This window comes from Pseudomonas sp. NyZ480 (assembly GCF_029537255.1).
In the GTDB taxonomy this organism is placed as follows: Bacteria; Pseudomonadota; Gammaproteobacteria; order Pseudomonadales; family Pseudomonadaceae; genus Aquipseudomonas; species Aquipseudomonas taiwanensis.
The window spans coordinates 68789-86173 of sequence record NZ_CP120626.1 but is presented as its reverse complement, the minus strand read 5'-3'; the positions used below and the strand labels follow the sequence as shown (position 1 = coordinate 86173).

18 protein-coding genes are annotated in these 17385 nt (G+C 62.5%); 10 read left to right on the top strand and 8 right to left on the bottom strand.

Annotated elements, in window-relative coordinates; genetic code table 11:
• Positions 1-106: 106 nt before the first annotated feature.
• The gene (gene polA / locus P3R38_RS00410) at positions 107-2854 is read right to left on the bottom strand and encodes a DNA polymerase I (RefSeq protein ID WP_023378025.1); all 2748 of its coding nucleotides are present in this window, start codon (positions 2852-2854) and stop codon (positions 107-109) included.
• A 74-nt stretch (positions 2855-2928) separates the two neighbouring features.
• On the opposite strand from polA, the gene P3R38_RS00405 reads away from it, so the two are divergent.
• Entirely contained in the window at positions 2929-3216 is a 288-nt protein-coding gene (locus P3R38_RS00405; RefSeq protein ID WP_277686714.1) for a DUF2782 domain-containing protein, read from the top strand.
• Positions 3217-3285: 69 nt separating this feature from the next.
• Positions 3286-4236, top strand: coding sequence for a homoserine kinase (locus P3R38_RS00400; RefSeq protein ID WP_277686713.1), 951 nt, complete (start codon positions 3286-3288; stop codon positions 4234-4236).
• A gap of 110 nt (positions 4237-4346) precedes the next feature.
• Here the strand turns inward: P3R38_RS00400 and P3R38_RS00395 are convergent, their stop codons facing one another.
• Positions 4347-5303: a zinc ABC transporter substrate-binding protein gene (locus tag P3R38_RS00395; protein WP_277686712.1), complete on the bottom strand. Its 957-nt coding sequence runs from the start codon at positions 5301-5303 to the stop codon at positions 4347-4349.
• Positions 5304-5321: 18 nt separating this feature from the next.
• On the opposite strand from P3R38_RS00395, the gene zur reads away from it, so the two are divergent.
• The 4 genes from zur to P3R38_RS00375 all read left to right on the top strand — a co-directional run bounded on the left by zur (position 5322) and on the right by P3R38_RS00375 (position 8187).
• Complete coding sequence (gene zur / locus P3R38_RS00390) at positions 5322-5807, top strand: zinc uptake transcriptional repressor Zur (RefSeq protein WP_277686711.1); 486 nt, start codon at positions 5322-5324, stop codon at positions 5805-5807.
• Entirely contained in the window at positions 5804-6577 is a 774-nt protein-coding gene (gene znuC / locus P3R38_RS00385; RefSeq protein WP_023378020.1) for a zinc ABC transporter ATP-binding protein ZnuC, read from the top strand. Before zur ends, znuC begins: the two co-directional genes overlap by 4 nt.
• The gene (gene znuB / locus P3R38_RS00380; protein ID WP_023378019.1) at positions 6570-7352 is read left to right on the top strand and encodes a zinc ABC transporter permease subunit ZnuB; all 783 of its coding nucleotides are present in this window, start codon (positions 6570-6572) and stop codon (positions 7350-7352) included. Before znuC ends, znuB begins: the two co-directional genes overlap by 8 nt.
• 127 nt (positions 7353-7479) lie before the next feature.
• Entirely contained in the window at positions 7480-8187 is a 708-nt protein-coding gene (locus P3R38_RS00375; RefSeq protein WP_023378018.1) for a PA5502 family lipoprotein, read from the top strand.
• Between the two features lie 24 nt (positions 8188-8211).
• Here the strand turns inward: P3R38_RS00375 and katE are convergent, their stop codons facing one another.
• Positions 8212-10347, bottom strand: coding sequence for a catalase HPII (gene katE, locus P3R38_RS00370; RefSeq protein ID WP_277686710.1), 2136 nt, complete (start codon positions 10345-10347; stop codon positions 8212-8214).
• A gap of 228 nt (positions 10348-10575) precedes the next feature.
• Between katE and P3R38_RS00365 the strand changes: the two genes are divergently transcribed.
• From P3R38_RS00365 to P3R38_RS00355, 3 genes are all read left to right on the top strand, one after another.
• On the top strand, positions 10576-11583 hold the full coding sequence (locus P3R38_RS00365) for a methionine ABC transporter ATP-binding protein (protein WP_023378016.1): 1008 nt from the start codon (positions 10576-10578) through the stop codon (positions 11581-11583).
• Positions 11583-12254 carry a methionine ABC transporter permease gene (locus P3R38_RS00360; RefSeq protein ID WP_023378014.1) on the top strand — a complete coding sequence of 224 codons (672 nt, stop codon included), beginning with the start codon at positions 11583-11585 and terminating at the stop codon, positions 12252-12254. The genes P3R38_RS00365 and P3R38_RS00360 overlap by 1 nt, the downstream gene beginning before the upstream one ends.
• 64 nt (positions 12255-12318) lie before the next feature.
• On the top strand, positions 12319-13089 hold the full coding sequence (locus P3R38_RS00355) for a MetQ/NlpA family ABC transporter substrate-binding protein (RefSeq protein WP_023378012.1): 771 nt from the start codon (positions 12319-12321) through the stop codon (positions 13087-13089).
• Between the two features lie 120 nt (positions 13090-13209).
• Here the strand turns inward: P3R38_RS00355 and P3R38_RS00350 are convergent, their stop codons facing one another.
• The 5 genes from P3R38_RS00350 to P3R38_RS00330 are packed head-to-tail and all read right to left on the bottom strand — an operon-like array spanning position 13210 to position 17096.
• Positions 13210-13842, bottom strand: a complete 633-nt coding sequence (locus tag P3R38_RS00350) for an SCO family protein (protein WP_023378011.1) — start codon at positions 13840-13842, stop codon at positions 13210-13212.
• Complete coding sequence (gene cyoE, locus P3R38_RS00345; protein ID WP_277686709.1) at positions 13839-14738, bottom strand: heme o synthase; 900 nt, start codon at positions 14736-14738, stop codon at positions 13839-13841. Before cyoE ends, P3R38_RS00350 begins: the two co-directional genes overlap by 4 nt.
• Positions 14723-15796 carry a COX15/CtaA family protein gene (locus P3R38_RS00340; RefSeq protein ID WP_023378007.1) on the bottom strand — a complete coding sequence of 358 codons (1074 nt, stop codon included), beginning with the start codon at positions 15794-15796 and terminating at the stop codon, positions 14723-14725. The genes cyoE and P3R38_RS00340 overlap by 16 nt, the downstream gene beginning before the upstream one ends.
• Before the next feature lie 9 nt (positions 15797-15805).
• The gene (locus P3R38_RS00335) at positions 15806-16390 is read right to left on the bottom strand and encodes a hypothetical protein (RefSeq protein WP_202675790.1); all 585 of its coding nucleotides are present in this window, start codon (positions 16388-16390) and stop codon (positions 15806-15808) included.
• The gene (locus P3R38_RS00330) at positions 16356-17096 is read right to left on the bottom strand and encodes an SURF1 family protein (RefSeq protein ID WP_041925427.1); all 741 of its coding nucleotides are present in this window, start codon (positions 17094-17096) and stop codon (positions 16356-16358) included. Before P3R38_RS00330 ends, P3R38_RS00335 begins: the two co-directional genes overlap by 35 nt.
• Positions 17097-17159: 63 nt before the next feature.
• Here P3R38_RS00330 and P3R38_RS00325 point away from each other — a divergent pair, with 63 nt between their 5' ends.
• Entirely contained in the window at positions 17160-17363 is a 204-nt protein-coding gene (locus P3R38_RS00325; protein WP_023378002.1) for a twin transmembrane helix small protein, read from the top strand.
• Positions 17364-17385 lie beyond the last annotated feature (22 nt).

Sequence of the window (17385 nt, the reverse complement as noted above, 5' to 3'; positions counted from 1 at the left end):
TCAAAACTATTTGCGATAGTTTCATGAAACTTCAGAACCAGAGGCCCGAGGCCTGCTTCGGATCCGCGGCACACATCCCCGATCCTACACAGCTTTTCCAGCGTAATCAGTGAGCTTCGTCCCAATTCGAGCCCACGCCTACCTCTACCAGCAGCGGAACATCCAGCTGCGCGGCATTGCTCATTTGCGTGCGAATTTCATCTTTCACCTGCTCGACCAGACCCTCTTTCACTTCGAGTACCAGTTCGTCGTGAACCTGCAGGATCACACGGGCATCCAGATTGCTCTGGGTGAGCCAGTTGTCCACATTCACCATCGCCCGCTTGATGATATCGGCTGCGGTGCCCTGCATCGGCGCGTTGATCGCCGTGCGTTCGGCGCCTTTGCGCAAGGCTGGGTTCTTGGCGTTGATGTCCGGCAGGTACAGGCGGCGTCCGAACAGGGTCTCGACGAAGCCTTGCTCGGCCGCCTGGGCACGCGTGCGCTCCATGTAGGCCAGCACACCGGGGTAGCGGGCGAAATAACGGTCAATGTAGTCCTGTGACTGCTTGCGATCGACACCGATCTGCTTGGCCAGTCCAAAGGCGCTCATACCGTAGATCAAGCCGAAGTTGATGGCCTTGGCGCTGCGGCGCTGGTCCGTGGTGACCGCCTCGAGTGCCACACCGAAGACTTCGGCGGCAGTCGCACGGTGGACATCGAGGTTGTTGCGGAAGGCATGCAGCAGGCCTTCGTCCTTGGCCAGGTGAGCCATGATGCGCAGCTCGATCTGCGAGTAGTCCGCCGCCAGCAGCTTGTAACCGGGGCTGGCAATGAAGGCCTGACGAATGCGTCGGCCTTCGGCCGTGCGGATCGGGATGTTCTGCAGGTTCGGGTCGCTGGACGACAGGCGCCCGGTCGCGGCCACGGCTTGCTGGTACGAGGTGTGGATGCGCCCAGTACGCGGGTTGATCTGCCCTGGAAGCTTGTCGGTGTAGGTGCTCTTGAGTTTACTCAGGGTGCGGTACTGCATCAGTACTTCGGGCAGCGGGTAACCCTGCTCGGCCAGTTCATCGAGCACCGCTTCAGCGGTGGAAGGCTGCCCTTTGGCAGTCTTGCTCAGCACGGGCATGCCCAGCTTGTCGTACAGGATGGCACCCAGCTGCTTGGGCGAACCCAGGTTGAACTCCTCGCCAGCCAACTCGAAGGCGCGGCGCTCCAGCTCGGCCATTTTCACACCCAGCTCGCCACTTTGGATCTTCAGCAGTTCGGCATCGACCAATGCCCCCTGGCGCTCGATCTTGGCCAGCACCGGCACCAGCGGCATCTCGATGTCCATCAGAACCGGCTGCACGCTCGGGGTCTTGGCCAGGCGCGCCTGCAGCGCCTGGTGCAGACGCAAGGTGATATCGGCGTCCTCGGCAGCATAGGGGCCGGCCTTTTCCAGGGGAATCTGGTTGAAGGTCAGCTGCTTGGCACCCTTGCCCGCAATCTGCTCGAAGGTAATGGTGGTGTGATCGAGGTATTTCTGCGCCAGGCTGTCCATGTCGTGACGGGTGGCAGTGGAATCCAGCACGTAGGATTCGAGCATGGTGTCATAGGCGACGCCACGCATCTGAATGGCCAGCTCGCAATTGGCGAGAATATTGATGTCGTACTTGGCGTTCTGACCGACCTTGGCCTTGCCTGGGTCTTCCAGCAACGGCTTGAGCGCCTTCAACACTTGCTCGCGGTCCAGCTGCGTCGGGGCCCCTTCGTAGTCGTGGGCCAGCGGCACATAGGCCGCCTCATGGGGCTCGACTGCGAACGACAGGCCCACCAACTGTGCCTGCTGTGCATCCAGGCTGGTGGTTTCGGTGTCGAAGGCAAACAGCTGGGCCTGGCGCAGCTTCTCAAGCCAGGCATCGAAGCGAGCCTGGTCGAGGATGGTTTCGTATTTAGGTTCAACCTTGGCCGCCGGTGCCTCGACCGGTTCAAGGGCTTCACCGGCCTGGCTGGCGTCACGCTGGACCTCGGCGATCCAGCTCTTGAATTCCATTTCGGTGTACAGCGCCAGCAGCGCCTCGCGGTCGGGTTCGCCGCAGACCAGGTCATCGACGTCGATTTCCAGCGCCACGTCGACCTTGATGGTGGCCAACTCATACGACAGAAACGCGGCATCGCGATGCTCTTCGAGCTTGGCTGGCAGGGTCTTGGCACCACGGATCGGCAGGGCCGCCACCTTGTCGAGGTTGGCGTACAGGTCGCTCAGACCACCGCCGATCCCTGTCAGCAGGCCGACCGCCGTCTTTTCGCCCACGCCCGGCACGCCGGGGATGTTGTCGACCTTGTCGCCCATCAGGGCAAGGAAGTCGATGATGTGCTCGGGCCCGACACCGAACTTTTCGCGCACGCCCGCCACGTCCAGCACGCTCCCGGTCATGGTGTTCACCAGTGTGACGTGCCCGTCGACCAACTGCGCCATGTCCTTGTCACCGGTCGAGATGATCACCGGCCGGCCAGCGGTGGCACTGCTGCGAGCCAGGGTGCCGATCACGTCGTCGGCTTCGACGCCTTCGACGCACAACAGGGGGTAGCCCAGGGCCTTCACACTGGCGTGCAGCGGTTCGACCTGTACCCGCAAATCGTCGGGCATGCTTGGCCGGTTGGCCTTGTACTCGGCGAACATCGCATCGCGGAACGTGCCGCCCTTGGCGTCGAACACCACGGCGAACAGGCTGTCTGGATATTGCTTGCGCAGGCTCTTGAGCATGTTCAGCACACCCTTGACCGCGCCGGTTGGCATGCCCTTGGACGTGGTCAGCGGCGGCAGCGCGTGAAAGGCGCGGTAGAGATAGGAGGAACCGTCCACCAGGACGAGGGGCACTTGGCTCATGAGGAGAATCAACCTTTTCGGCGGGTCCGGCGCTAGAATAGCCAGATCAATGACGACAAAGGGACAAGGTTATCATGCGTACACCCATTCGCCTGTTACTGGTCGGCCTGTTGGCAACCACGCCGGTCGTCACCCTGGCGGCGGACGACGCCCCATCGGCAGATCCCGATGTGACCATTCGCACGGAAGGCGACAAAACCATCCAGGAATATCGGCAAAACGGCTTCCTGTATGCGATCAAGGTCACGCCGAAGAACGGCAAGCCTTACTTTCTGGTACGCGCCGACGGCTCCGAAGGCAATTTCATTCGTTCCGACCAGCCGGACATGCTGATTCCGTCCTGGAAGATCTTCGAGTGGTAATCTGACGCGCACCGTTCACATCAACCTGGCACTTCCCGGCGGAAGTGCCCGCATGGGCAACTCTTCATCATGTCAGTCTTCACCCCCGTGACCCGGCCTGAGCTGGAAACCTTTCTGGCGCCCTACGAGCTGGGCCGTTTGCTCGATTTCCAGGGCATTGCCGCCGGTACCGAGAACAGCAACTTCTTCGTCAGCCTCGAACAGGGGGAGTTCGTCCTGACATTGGTCGAACGGGGCCCGGTCGAGGACATGCCGTTCTTCATCGAGCTGCTCGATGTTCTGCACGAAGCAGACATGCCGGTGCCCTATGCACTGCGCGACCGCGACGACAACGCCCTGCGCGAACTGTGCGGCAAGCCGGCCCTGCTGCAACCACGGTTGTCGGGCAAACACATCAAGGCGCCCAACAACCAGCATTGCGCTCAGGTGGGCGAACTGCTCGCGCACATTCACCTCGCCACCCGCGAGCGCATCATCGAGCGCCGTACCGACCGCGGCCTGGACTGGATGCTGCAATCGGGTGCCGAGCTGTTGCCGCGTCTCACCGCCGGGCAGGCTGCGCTGCTACAGCCGGCACTGGACGAGATCACCGCGCACAAGGCGCAGATCCTGGCCTTGCCCCGGGCCAACCTGCATGCCGACCTGTTCCGCGACAACGTGATGTTCGAAGGCACCCACCTGACCGGTGTGATCGACTTCTACAACGCCTGCTCGGGCCCGATGCTGTATGACATCGCCATCACCGTGAACGACTGGTGCCTGGATGAGCACGGCGCCATCGATGTGCCCCGCGCCCAGGCGCTGCTGGCGGCCTATGCGGCGCTGCGACCGTTCACGGCGGCGGAAGCTGAGCTGTGGCCAGAGATGTTGCGAGTCGGCTGCGTGCGGTTCTGGCTGTCGCGACTGATCGCGGCCGAGTCGTTCGCCGGCATGGACGTGATGATCCATGACCCGAGCGAGTTCGAGGTGCGTCTGGCGCAGCGTCAGCAGGTGGCGTTGCACCTGCCGTTCGCGCTCTAGGCCGCGCCTGCCTCTTGGTGGGTAAACCCGCTCCTGCACTAAAGCGATAACCTGGGGGTTTTCGCTAGCGCCGTGGGAGCGGGTTTACCCGCGAAGCGGTCGGAACAGGCTTACAACTGTTCCAGACACCCCGCCAGATCAGCACCCAATTTCTCCAGCAGCCGCTCATAGCCCCCGGCATCCACCAGGTCGGTGCCACCCAGGGCATCCAGCTCGGCCAGGCGCACCGGCAACCCTGCCGTCAGGGTCTCGGCCAACCGCGGCCGCAGCGGTGGCTCACTGAAGACACAGGTCTTGCCCACTTCCTGCAGGCGCTTGCGCATGGCGGCCACATGTTGCGCGCCAGGCTGCACCTCGGCAGCGACAGTGAACACTCCGGCGTGTTTCAGACCGTAAGAGGCCTCGAAGTAGTCGAAGGCTTCGTGGAACACGAAGTACGGCTTGTTGGCGATACCCGATACCCGCGCCTTGATACGCGCATCCAAGGCATCCAGACGTTCGACGAAAGCTTTCAGGTTGCCCTGGTAGCGCGCCGCGTTGGAAGGATCGACCGACGCCAGGTCGGCGGCCATCTTCGTCGCGATCACCCGGGCGTTGACCGACGACAGCCACAAATGCGCATCCAGGCTACCCGGCCGGTGATCGTGATCATGGTCGTCGTGGTCTTCTTCCTCATGGGAATGGCTATCCTCGCCGAAGTGACGAAGGCTCATGCCCGGCAGCGACTGAACCGCGACCGTGGGCTTGCTGCGGCTGCCCAGCACCCGTGGCAGGAAGCTCTCCATGTCCGGCCCGACCCAGTACAACAGGTCAGCATCGCCCACACGCCGCATGTCGGAGGGGCGTAGGGCATAGTGGTGCGGCGAGGCGCCCGGCGGCAGCAGCACATCGGGCGTACCTACGCCGTCCTGCACGGCGGCGGCAATCTGCTGCAGCGGCTTGATACTGGTGAGCACCCGCACGTCGGCGTGCGCCGAACAGGCGAGGAAAGCGACAAAAAGCACAAGGAATCGGGACACGATGAATACTCGACTCGTCAGAAACAGGTAACATAATAACGTCTCCATCCAGAACCGTCGCTGCCCATGTCCATTACGCCGCTGGCTCACCGTCCCCACGATCACTCCCATTGCGTACACAGCGCACTGGCTGAGGCCGACGCCCTGTGCACGCGCCAGGGCCTGCGCCTGACCGCTCTGCGCCGTCGCGTACTGGAGCTGGTCTGGCAGAGCCACAAGCCGTTGGGCGCCTATGACATCCTTGCCGTGCTCAGCGAGCAGGATGGGCGCCGCGCCGCGCCCCCTACCGTGTACCGGGCACTGGACTTCCTGCTCGAAAACGGCCTGGTCCATCGCATCGCATCGCTCAACGCCTTCATCGGTTGCAGTCACCCTGAACATGCGCACCAAGGCCAGTTCCTGATCTGCCGGGTGTGTCATGTAGCCATCGAGCTGGAGCAGGACAGCATCAGCGACGCCATCATCGCCAGTGCCAAGAATGTAGGTTTCAGCGTCGAAACCCAGACCGTCGAGATCGTCGGCCTGTGCGGCAACTGCCGGAGCGCGGCATGAGCGATGCACTGATCCGCCTTGAGCAGGTCGGCGTCACTTTCGGTGGCGAGGCAGTGCTCGACAGCATCGACCTGTCGGTCTCCCCTGGGCAGATCGTCACGCTGATCGGCCCCAACGGCGCCGGCAAGACCACGCTGGTACGCGCCGTGCTCGGCCTGCTCAAGCCGCACCGCGGTACGGTATGGCGCAAACCGCGCCTGCGCATCGGCTACATGCCACAGAAAATCCAGGTGGACGCCACGCTGCCACTTTCGGTACTGCGCTTCCTGCGACTGGTACCGGGTGTCGACCGTGCGGCTGCTTTGTCGGCCTTGCAGGAAGTGGGCGCCGAACAGGTCATCGACAGCCCGATCCAGACCATCTCCGGGGGTGAGATGCAACGCGTGCTGCTGGCCCGCGCACTGCTGCGCGAACCTGAGCTGCTGGTACTGGATGAGCCGGTGCAGGGCGTCGACGTGGTCGGGCAGACCGAGCTGTACAACCTGATCACTCGCCTGCGCGACCGCCATGGCTGCGGCGTGCTGATGGTGTCGCACGACCTGCACCTGGTGATGAGCGCCACCGACCAGGTGGTTTGCCTGAACCGCCATGTGTGCTGCTCCGGCCACCCCGAGCAGGTCAGCAACGACCCGGCGTTCGTCGAGCTGTTCGGCCAGAACGCGCCAAGCCTGGCCATCTACCATCACCACCACGATCACAGCCATGACCTGCATGGCTCGGTGATCGCCCCTGGCACCCATGTTCACGGAGAGCACTGCAAGCATGGCTGATTTTCTTCTGTATGCCCTGCTTGCGGGCCTTTCCCTGGCGCTGGTGGCCGGCCCACTGGGTTCCTTCGTGGTCTGGCGGCGCATGGCCTACTTCGGCGATACGCTGTCCCACGCGGCCCTGCTCGGCGTGGCACTGGGCTTCGCCCTGGATGTCAGCCCTGCGCTGGCAGTGACCGTGGGCTGCCTGCTGCTGGCGATCCTGCTGGTGACGCTGCAACAGCGCCAGCCGCTGGCCTCCGACACCCTGCTCGGCATCCTGGCCCCCAGCACCCTGTCGCTGGGCCTGGTGGCGCTCAGCTTCATGCACGATGTGCGCATCGACCTCATGGCCTATCTGTTCGGTGATTTGCTGGCCATCAGCACCACCGACCTGGCCTGGATCCTCGGTGGCAGCGCGCTGGTCCTGCTGCTGCTCGCAGCCTTGTGGCGCCCCCTGCTGGCGGTCACCGTGCACGAAGAGCTGGCCATGGTCGAAGGCTTGCCAGTGGCGAGCCTGCGCATGGCGCTGATGCTGCTGATTGCAGTGGTCATCGCCGTCGCCATGAAGATCGTCGGGGTGCTGTTGATCACATCGCTGCTGATCATTCCCGCCGCCGCGGCACAACGTCACGCCCGCTCCCCCGAGCAAATGGCCTTGGGTGCCAGCCTGCTGGGCGTCACCGCCGTGTGTGGCGGCCTGGCCCTGTCATGGTTCAAGGACACACCGGCCGGCCCGTCGATCGTGGTGTGCGCCGCAGTGCTATTCTTGCTGAGCCTGGCCTTGCCCAAGCGCTGAAAACCGGGGGGTGCCCAGGCATACCCTGCAACCTTTTCAAGGGTAAAGGGTCTGTAAGACCTGTTTTCGAGCGTATGCCCCTGGGTGTAGACTTGCTCGCTTTTTGCGCAAATAGAGAGTCGCAGGAATGAAGCCGTTCGCCTCCCGTTATCTGCTTGTTGCCGCGTTTTCGCTGTTCCTGGCTGCCTGTTCCAGCGCGCCGGTCGAACAGGCGGGTGCACCTGCCCAAGCCGATGCCTGGCAGCAATTGCAGCAAAGTATCACCAGCGATGAGCTGGCCACCGCCGAAGATCAGCTGGCGGCGCTGCAAACCCAGTCGCCCGACGACGCACGCCTGGAGCAATACCAGCGCCAGCTTGCCGAAGCCTACCTGCAGCGTAGCCAGATCGTCCTGCAGAAGGGCGACGTCAATGCTGCAGCCACCGCGCTGGCCCGTGCCCGGGCGCTGATGCCCCAGGCGCCAGCGGTGACCGGTGGCGATGCCGTTACCCAGGCACGCAAGGCCGAGCTGGAAAAAGCCGAGGCAGCGCTGAAGGCTGCCGAGGCCAAGCCCCAGGCGCGGGTGATCGACCCGGCTGCACCAAGCACCGTCGTTGCGCTGAAAACCACCGATATCCGGGCGATGCGACGCCAGCTCGACGAAATTGCCAAGGACGTGGTGAATTACCAGTGCGAGGTGGTGTTCCAGGTACCTCGGACCGAAGACGCGCCTTGGCTGAAGACACTGCTTGAGAAGCGCGTGCACAAGATCGACAGCGATTTCGAGCTCAAGCAGAAGCATGAAATCCGACGCTCGATGCGGGCACAGGTCGTTCTGGTCCCGCATCAGCAGTGACGATCAGGGCTGCGTTTGCAGCCCTCAGGCCGGCACACCCTCCGCGACGGCCTCTCGCTCCCATACCCGATGCCCTTCGACGGCTTTGACGAAGGCATTCATTACCGCCTGGTCATCTCCCAGCAGCAGCCCCCTGTCTTGCTTCAGGCCCAGGCTGCTTGCCAGATCCTTGCTCAGCACCATCGCCTTCAGATGCTTGTAACCCTCCAGCAGGAAATGCTTCGCCAAGCCGCTAGACGCCAGCGCCTTGACCGATTCGCTGCCGCCCGGAACGACTATCCCATCGAACATGATCGACGGCATACCCTCCATCGACGCGTCTACCGGTAACTGCTTGCCATCTGCCGTCTTCACCGGCGCGGAGCTCGGCCCCAGCAGCAGTGGACGGGCGCTCTCGGCCTCCAGCGCCTTGACCAGCGCGTCAACGCTAGCCGCATCCACCCCATCGGCCACCAGCAGCGCAATCTTGCGCCCCTTGATACCGACGTCACCAGGATGGTTCATCTGGCTCAGCGCCTCGGATTGCGCGAGTTTGCTTCCCTTGACCTTCACCGTGCCCTGCTTGGGCGCCGGCAACCCGAGGTTCGCTGCTACTGCAGCCGCCAGCTTCAGGTCGATGTTAGCCAGGATCTCGTTCACCTCTCGCTGGCGGATGGTCTCTCGCTCCACCTTGCCCAACTCGAAGCTGTAGGCCTTGATGATGTGTTGCTGCTCAGTCGGGCTCATGCTCTGGAAAAACAGCCGCGCCTGGGAGAAATGGTCGCCGAACGATTCGCTGCGCTGGCGGATCTTGTGCGCGTCGATGCGCTCCTGATAGCTCTCGAAACCGCCGTCCTGCGGCGCAGGAGGCGTCTCCTTGGGCCAACCGCCGTCGATAGAGTTCGGCTCGTATGAGGCACGCCCCCTATTGATGGTCATGCGGTGCATGCCATCGCGCTGGCCGTTGTGGTTCTGCGACATCGGGCAGTTGATCGGGATCTCATGGAAGTTCGGGCCACCCAGCCTGCTGATCTGAGTATCGGTGTAGGAAAACAGCCGGCCCTGCAGCAGCGGATCATTGCTGAAGTCGATACCCGGCACGATGTGCCCCGGACAGAAAGCCACTTGCTCGGTTTCGGCAAAGAAATTGTCCGGGTTGCGGTTGAGCACCATCTTGCCCAGCTTGGTGACTGGCACCAGTTCCTCGGGAATGATCTTGGTCGGATCGAGCAAGTCGAAGTCGAACTTGTGCTCATCGGCCTCAGGTACGATCTGCACACCCAGCTCCCACTCAGGGTAGTCACCGGTTTCGATCGCTTCCCACAAGTCGCGGCGATGGTAGTCGGTGTCTTTGCCCGCCAGCTTCTGTGCCTCATCCCATAGCAATGAATGCACGCCCTGGCGCGGCTTCCAGTGGAACTTGACGAAACTGGCCACGCCCTCGGCGTTGATCATGCGGAAAGTATGCACGCCAAAGCCTTCCATCATCCGCAGGCTGCGCGGAATGGCGCGATCGGACATGGTCCAGATGACCATGTGCGCCGATTCCGGCACCAGCGAAACGAAGTCCCAGAAGGTGTCATGGGCCGAGCCGCCCGTCGGTATCTCGTTGTGCGGTTCAGGCTTCACGGCATGCACGAAGTCAGGAAACTTGATCGCATCCTGAATGAAAAACACCGGCATATTGTTGCCAACAAGGTCGAAGTTGCCTTCATCGGTGTAGAACTTGACGGCGAAGCCGCGCACATCGCGCACCGTGTCTCCCGAGCCGCGTGGCCCTTGTACCGTGGAAAACCGTACGAACACCGGCGTGATCTTCTCCGGGTCCTGGAGGAAGCCAGCCTTGGTCAACTGGGCATGACAGCCGTAGCTCTGGAAGTAGCCATGGGCACCGGTACCCCGGGCGTGGACGATACGCTCAGGGATGCGTTCATGGTCGAAGTGGGTGATCTTCTCGCGCAGGATGAAGTCTTCGAGCAGCGATGGTCCGCGAGGGCCCGCCTTCAGGCTGTTCTGGTTATCGGCGATCTTCACGCCCTGGTTGGTGCGCAGCGCCTGCCCGGTGGCATCGCTGCGGCAGGACTCCAGCCGCTGCAGCTTGGCGTTGGTGTTGGCCCGGTCAGGGGTATCGGTGCCGGCGACTTCACTGTGCTTGGGCGCGTCGTTCTTCTTGGTGGGCATGAGTCGGCTCTCCTCGTCAGTCTTCAGGCATGCCCTGTACGGGCTCGTTCAAGTAGTGACTAGGAAGCTTTGCCGAGCGTTCAATCAGGATTACCGGTTGTCGCGTTATGCCCGCTGGATTGGTGCATGACAAAATAAATGCTAAGAACAGCTATGGGAAAAGGCTAAAATACGCGACCCCCGGCCAACCGCCGACACAAATTCCATGCGCCCCACAAGGTTCGCTACGTGATCGAGTTCCAAAATGTGCATAAGACCTACCGCGTCGCCGGTAGGGAAATCCCAGCTCTCAACCCGACCAGCCTGACCATCGAAAACGGCCAGGTATTCGGCCTGATTGGCCACTCCGGTGCGGGCAAGAGCACCATGCTGCGCCTGATCAATCGCCTCGAGGAGCCCTCGGGCGGCAAGATCATCGTCGACGGCGAAGATGTCACCGCCTTCAATGCCAACCAGCTACGCGGTTTTCGTCAGCAGGTCGGGATGATTTTCCAGCACTTCAACTTGCTGGCATCCAAGACCGTGGCCGACAACGTGGCGCTGCCACTGACCCTGGCCGGCGAGCTGTCGCGCAGCGAGATCGACAAGCGCGTCAGCGAACTGCTGGCCCGCGTTGGCCTGCAGGACCATGCCAGGAAGTACCCGGCACAGCTGTCTGGCGGTCAGAAGCAGCGCGTCGGCATCGCCCGTGCCTTGTCCACCAACCCAAAAATCCTCCTATGCGACGAGGCCACCAGCGCCCTCGACCCACAGACCACGGCCTCGGTGCTGCAGCTGCTGGCCGAGATCAACCGCGAGCTGAACCTGACCATCGTGCTGATCACCCACGAAATGGACGTGATCCGCCGGGTGTGCGACCGCGTTGCGGTCATGGATGCCGGCCATATCGTCGAGCAGGGCTCGGTGGCCGAAGTATTTCTGCATCCGCAACACCCGACCACCAAGCGCTTCGTGCAGGAAGACGAACACGTCGATGAAAGCGAGCAGCGTGACGACTTCGCCCACGTGCCAGGCCGCATCGTGCGCCTGACATTCCAGGGCGATGCGACCTACGCACCGCTGTTGGGCACCGTGGCCCGTGAGACCGGGGTCGACTACAGCATCCTCGCTGGACGTATCGACCGCATCAAGGATGTCCCCTATGGACAGCTGACCCTGGCCGTCACCGGCGGCGACATGGAGGCGGCGTTCGACCGCTTCAAGGCAGCTGACGTACATATGGAGGTACTGCGTTGATGGACGCGCTCAATTTCTTCGCCAACGTCGACTGGGCCGAAATCTGGCTGGCCACCGTCGATACCATGATCATGCTGTTCGGCTCGCTGTTCTTCACCGTGCTGCTAGGCCTGCCGCTGGGCGTACTGCTGTTCCTCTGCGGACCACGGCAGATGTTCGAGCAGAAGGGCGTCTATGCGCTGTTGTCGTTCGTCGTCAACGTGCTGCGTTCGCTGCCGTTCATCATTCTGTTGATCGTGATGATCCCGGTCACCGTGATGATCACTGGTACCTCGCTGGGTGTCGCGGGCGCCATCCCGCCGCTGGTGGTAGGCTGCACGCCGTTCTTCGCACGCCTGGTCGAAACGGCCCTGCGCGAAGTGGACCGTGGCATCATCGAAGCCACCCAGTCGATGGGCGCCACCACCCGCCAGATCATCACCAACGCGTTGCTGCCAGAGGCCCGTCCGGGCATCTTCGCAGCCATCACCGTTACTGCCATCACCCTGGTGTCCTACACCGCCATGGCGGGTGTGGTGGGTGCCGGCGGCCTGGGCGACCTGGCGATCCGCTTCGGCTACCAGCGTTTCCAGACCGACGTGATGATCGTTACCGTCGTGCTGCTGCTGATTCTGGTTCAAGTCCTGCAAAGCGTGGGCGACAAACTGGTCGTGCATTTTTCCCGTAAGTAACCCCAATGGGGTCGGCCAGGCCGACCCGTTCGGGGGCCGTCGCGGCCCTCACAAGGAGTGATCAATGAAGAAGCTGCTTGCTGTCGCTGCCGCCATCGCGGCCTTCTCGGCCCACGCCGACACCCTGACCGTTGCCGCCACCCCGGTGCCGCACGCCGAGATCCTCAAGTTCGTCCAGCCACAGCTGGCGAAGGAAGGCGTAGAGCTGAAGGTCAAGGAATTCACCGACTACATCCAGCCGAACGTGCAGGTCGCCGAGAAGCGCCTGGACGCCAACTTCTTCCAGCACCAGCCGTACCTGGATGAATTCAACAAGTCCAAGGGCACTCAGCTGGTCAGCGTTACCGGCGTGCACCTGGAGCCCTTGGGCGCCTACTCGACCAAGATCAAGAAGCTCGACGAGCTGTCCTCCGGTGCCACCGTGGTCATCCCCAACGACGCCACCAACGGCGGTCGTGCCCTGTTGCTGCTGGACAAGGCCGGTGTGATCAAGCTCAAGGACAACAAGAACATCCTGTCCACCGTCAAAGACATCACCGGTAACGACAAGGGCCTGAAGTTCCGTGAGCTCGAAGCAGCCACCATCCCCCGCGTACTGACCCAGGTCGACCTGGCGCTGATCAACACCAACTATGCGCTGGAAGCCAAGCTGAACCCGGAGAAGGATGCACTGGTCATCGAAGGCAGCGACTCGCCTTACGTGAACATTCTGGTGGCTCGTCCGGACAACAAGGACTCGGACGACATGAAGAAACTGGCTGCTGCGCTGCACTCGCCAGAGGTGAAGAAATTCATCGAAGAGAAGTACAAGGGTGCGGTGATTCCGGCGTTCTAAGCCGCAGATCTACACCCGCCTCTTCGCGGGCAAACCCGCTCCCACAGGTGAACCGCTGTGCTCCAGATCAGCGGAAAAGCTCTGGGAACGGGTTCACCCGCGGGGCTTTCAGGGCCTGGTTCAATCCCGCTTGACCAACCCCGGCAACTGCGCCACCAGCTTCTGGTTATTGAACGGCGCTCGAATGAACCCACGCTGACGCCCGTCCGGCCCGACGATTGCCAGGTTGCCACTGTGATCCACGGTATACCCAGGCTTGCTGGTATCGGCCGGAATGAAGGGAATGCTCAAGGCGTTGGCCAGTTTCTGGGTATCCTCGATCGACCCCGCGACCCCCACGAAATCCTTGTCGAAATAGCCCAGGTACTGCTTGAGCTGGTTCGGCGTATCGCGGTTCGGGTCAACGCTCACCAGCATCACTTGCAGCCGGTCCACGGCCTCCTTGGGCAGTTCGCTCTTCACCTGGCGCAACTGGGCCAGGGTAGTAGGGCAGATGTCCGGGCAGTAGGTGTAGCCGAAGAACAGCAGCGACCACTTGCCCTTGAGGTCATCCAGCTTTACCGGCTGGCCGTCCTGATTGGTCATGGTCACGTCCGCCACCGTACGGCTCTGGGGCAGCAGGATAATGCCGGCGTCGATCAGCTCGGCAGGGTTGGGTTGGCTGCGGCCATTGAGCACCTTGTTGACGGTAAGGCCCAGGATCAGCGCGACCAGGGCGACGAGGATGAATACGGTTTTCTGGGTTCGAGTCATAGGTTCAGCAACAAGTAGTGGTCAACGAGCAACGCGATGAACAGTGCGAACAGGTAGCCGATAGAGTACTTGAACGTGCCGATCGCCGCGTGCGGCCGGCTGCCACGGTACAACACCCACGCCCAATGCAGAAAGCGCAGGCCGAGCATAAGGGCACAAACCAGGTAGAGCAGGCCGCTCATGTGGATGGCGTAGGGCAACAGGGTAACCGCCAGCAGAATCAGGGTGTAGAGCAGGATATGCAGCTTGGTGTATCCCTCGCCGTGGGTTACCGGCAGCATCGGAATATCGGCCTTGGCGTATTCCTCCTTGCGGTGAATGGCCAACGCCCAGAAATGCGGGGGCGTCCAGGCAAAGATGATCAGCACCAGCAGCAGTGGCTCGGCGCTGATGTGGCCGCTGACCGCCACCCAGCCGAGCAACGGCGGTGCCGCGCCAGCCAACCCGCCGATGACGATGTTCTGTGGCGTGGCGCGCTTGAGAAAGCCGGTGTAGAGCACTGCATAACCCAACAATGAAGCCAGGGTCAGCCAGGCCGTGAGGGCGTTGGTGAAGACCAGCAGCGAAGCCATGCCCATCAGGGCCAACGCCAGCGCGAACAACAGCGCCGGCAGAGGCGCTACCCGGCCTTCGGCCAGTGGCCGCTTCTGGGTGCGTGCCATGAGTGCATCGATACGCCTGTCGACCACATGGTTGACGACCGCCGCACCACCGGCGCACAGGGCTATGCCCAAATTGCCGAACACCAGCACGCTCCAGGCCACACCCGCACGGGTGGCGAGAAACATGCCCACCAGCGAGGTGATCAGCATCAACACGACCACCTTGGGTTTGGTCAATTCCAGATAGTCGCGCCAACCGGCACGCGAGCGGTGTGCACTCAGAAGCGTCGCCACGAATCATTCCTCATAGGTTGCGAGAGGCCTACGCCTGGCACAGGCGTAAGACGCCAGCCATGACCGACGCGAACCTTGTCGACCACCCGAATGCGGTAGTTCACAAGCACCATGCTCAGCAACAACAGCGCGCCGCCTGCGTTATGTGCCACGGCGACGGCCAGGGGCAAATGGAACAGCACGTTGCTGATGCCCAACCCGACCTGCATCACCAATGCCAGGAGCACCAGGCGCGCCAACCGGCTCAGGCCACAGCGGTGAAGCTTCCAACTGAGCATCAGCAGGACACAGGTGACGATCATCGCGCCCAGTCGATGGCTGATATGAATGGCCGTGCGCGCATCGCTGTCCAGCTGCCCGCCGAGGTAGTTCGGACCGACATGTTGGGTCAGGTGGAAGCCATTGCTGAAGTCGGCTGACGGCCACCATTGCCCATGGCAGGTGGGCAAGTCGATACAGGCAACCGCGGCATAGTTGGCACTGACCCAACCACCCAAGGCGATCTGCCCAATCACCACCAGCAATGCCAAGGCAGCCACCCTGCGCAGGCTCAACGGCAGTTTTGGCAGTGGCGCAAATGCCCGGGATAGACGCAGCGACAACAGGAACAGCAGGCTCAACGTGGTAAAGCCCCCCAGCAGGTGCGCAGTGACCACCTGCGGCCACAACTTGAGAGTGACCGTCCACATCCCGAATGCCGCCTGGGCCAGGACCACCCCAAGCAGCAATACCGGCAAGCGGTAGGGCTGGCCATCACGCGCGTGACGGCGCACCGCCTGTAGGGCCAGGTAAGCGATCACCAGCGCCAAGGTACCGGCAAAGTAGCGATGGACCATCTCGGCCCAGCCTTTGGCCTCTTCCACTGGGTGTTCGGGAAAGTGCAATTCGGCATGGGCCAGCTGCGCTTCAGTCTTGGGCACGCTGATGAAGCCATAGCAGCCTGGCCAGTCCGGGCAACCGAGGCCTGCATGGGTGAGGCGGGTATAGGCACCGAGCAGGACGACCAGCAGTGCCAGCAGGGTGGCGAACACAGCGAGGCGGAATCCAGGTCTGGCCATGACAGGCTCCTAGCCGATGTTGGACAGCTTGAGCAGGTGACGCAGGTCGTCCAGCACATGCTTGCCGTTGACCTTGGCGTCATAGCGCAGCACCAGGTTGCCGTGAGGGTCGACGATCCACAGTTGCGGACCGGCCTCCTCCACTTTCTGCAGGTAGCGTTGAATATCCAGCGGGTAGCGCTGCAACTGGGGATATTCGCGACCCAGCAGGGCCTGATAGTCGGGGCTCAATGGCTGGGCGATGGCCAAGGCATGACTGGCACGGCTGGCGTCGCGACCAAGGCCGATCTGGATCTGCCGGGCCAGGTACACCAGTTTCTGACAATCGTCGGCGCAGGCCTGGGGCGTGCTGACCAGCAGCTGCCACCGTTCGTCCTGCGCAGTGACGCCGATGTCTGCAAGGCTCTCGCCATTGCCGATCATCACGCCGTGATAGCTGCGCCCCTCCGGCACCCAGAACTGCAGCTTGTACATGAAGGTGGCGAGCAGCATCGGCCCGAGCACCACCAGCAGGATCAGAATCAGCTGCAAACGCCCACGGGCTTTGGGTTTGCGGCCTTCAGGCACGTCCAGTGGACTGGTGGCGGCGGCCATGGTCGTTCTCCTTCTTGTTGTGCCAGCCAAAGTAGAGGTAAAGCAGCACCAGGGCGGTGGCCAGGGCGAACCACTGCACGGCATAGCCCTGGTGCTTTTCCGGGCCCATGGCGACCACCGGCCAGTCTGCACGGTAGCTGGCGGGGCCGGGCTGCAGGCGCAATTCATGGGCGAAACCTTCGCGGTCCAGCTGTTGCCACAGGTGGGCGGGGTCGACAGCGGTCAGCAGGTGAGGCCATTGACCGCCCTCCGGGTCGGGGTGAAGCTGGAAAGCACTGCCCGGCGCCACATAGACCGAAGCATCCAGCACCATGGATTGCGCAGGCGTCTCGAAGTGCACGGGTACACGGCGGTCGGGCCAGGGCAGCCAGCCGCGGTTGACCAACAGCCACAGCCCGCTGGCCTGGTCATGGAAGGGCTGGAGCAGCTCGATGCCTGCCTGGCCGTCGCGCATGCGGTTATCCAACAGCACACTGTGTTCGCCATCGAAGCGTCCAAAGAGGTGCACGCGTCGGTAAGCTACATCCTCAGCCAGCTGCAACTGAGCCGCGCCCACCGGGGCCTCCACCTGGCGCTGGGCATAGGTGTCCAGCAGGGCGCGTTTTTCCTGTGCGCGGCCGAGCTGCCAGCCGCCGAGCGAAATCAGCACCGGCAGCAGTGCAAGCACTACCAGGGTGGGCATCCAGCCTGGTCGAAACGGCCTCACAACGGCCTCATACGGTCGAGCGCTATACTTATCCACATCACCGCATCCCCCCGGAGTATCGTCATGCTCAAGGCCGCGATTGTCCTGATGCTGTTGGCCACGATTGCCAGCCTGTTCAGTGGCCTGGTGTTTCTGGTCAAGGACGATGAAAACTCGACCCGGCTGCTCAAGGCACTGACCGTTCGTGTCGCCCTGGCCGCCGTCACCGTGGGGCTGGTGGCCTGGGGCTTCATCAGTGGCCAGCTGGTTTCCAACGCCCCCTTCTGAAACACGTTGCATCTGCGGCTAA